This is a genomic window from Pseudoalteromonas sp. 2CM28B (assembly GCF_023161935.1).
The window spans coordinates 1-1,011 of sequence record NZ_JALNTH010000101.1; the positions used below are offsets into that span (position 1 = coordinate 1).

General features: G+C 35.7%; 1 tRNA gene. It reads left to right on the forward strand.

Annotated elements, in window-relative coordinates:
- The first annotated feature begins 936 nt into the window (after positions 1-936).
- Positions 937-1,009: transfer RNA gene (locus MTN96_RS36800), tRNA-Ala, on the forward strand.
- The last annotated feature ends 2 nt before the right edge of the window (positions 1,010-1,011 follow it).

Consider the following 1,011-nt stretch of genomic DNA (forward strand, 5'->3'; position numbering starts at 1 on the left):
GCGTTGTTGTGGGGCGCTATTATAGATAGAGTTGCAAATGTGTCAACACTTGAATGATAAAAATGTGCTGAATGAAGGTTTTATAAACAGTGCAGGGTGGTTGGCGTTTACTTTATCATCAAATTTAAGTTGTTAGGGTAAATTAACAGCTGAATCTGAACTAAGTGACTGCCTTATTTTTACTTACAATAAAAAGCATTGCTTAAATAAGCTAATAAAAGGCGATGTTGAAATTGATACAGTAAGCGTGACGTTTTATCAAAAAGAAGATTTATGACTATATAAGGTTTTAAATTATTGAACTGGTATACGGTACTTTTTAAAAGGTACGAACACGTTAAAGGGCATAAGCAGTTATCTGTATTGCCATTAGTGCGAATAAACTTTAATTAACGCCATGGGTTTTGGCACAATGACAACAAAAAAGAGCCTATTACCCAAACTGGAACATAGTGTTTAAAAACAGCACGAATTATTTGCTAGCACTTTTAACGACGGCCTAATTCACTTCAATTTTTATATGTGTGTACAAGCAACTTAAAAAAGGAAGGGTTGAGCATTTAATAATAAGGTTATCGAATAGAGCCCTCGCATTTTAATAACACACTTAAATGCGGGGTTTAGCCTTGGTTTTAGTACTTTTTTAACCCCAACTCAATTTGCATATAAATGTATACCTTTTATGTTAAACATTATTACTTCATCAACGAGGTATAAATAGATAATTAACCTGTTTATAGTACTGTGAGATGAAGTACAGGCCAAATTTTGTCGAAATTGTATTTTTTTGCATGTCTGATAGCCAGTTTGTTGAAAATTAAACCATTTAAATAAAGTGGCATAAAAAACTGTTGACTTTATTTTGGGGGGTGCATAGAATGCGCCCCGCACTCAGCGATACACAACGTGTTAAACACGTTAGGTATTAAAAGGTTTGGGGCTATAGCTCAGCTGGGAGAGCGCTTCGCTGGCAGCGAAGAGGTCTGCGGTTCGATCCCGCATAGCTCCACC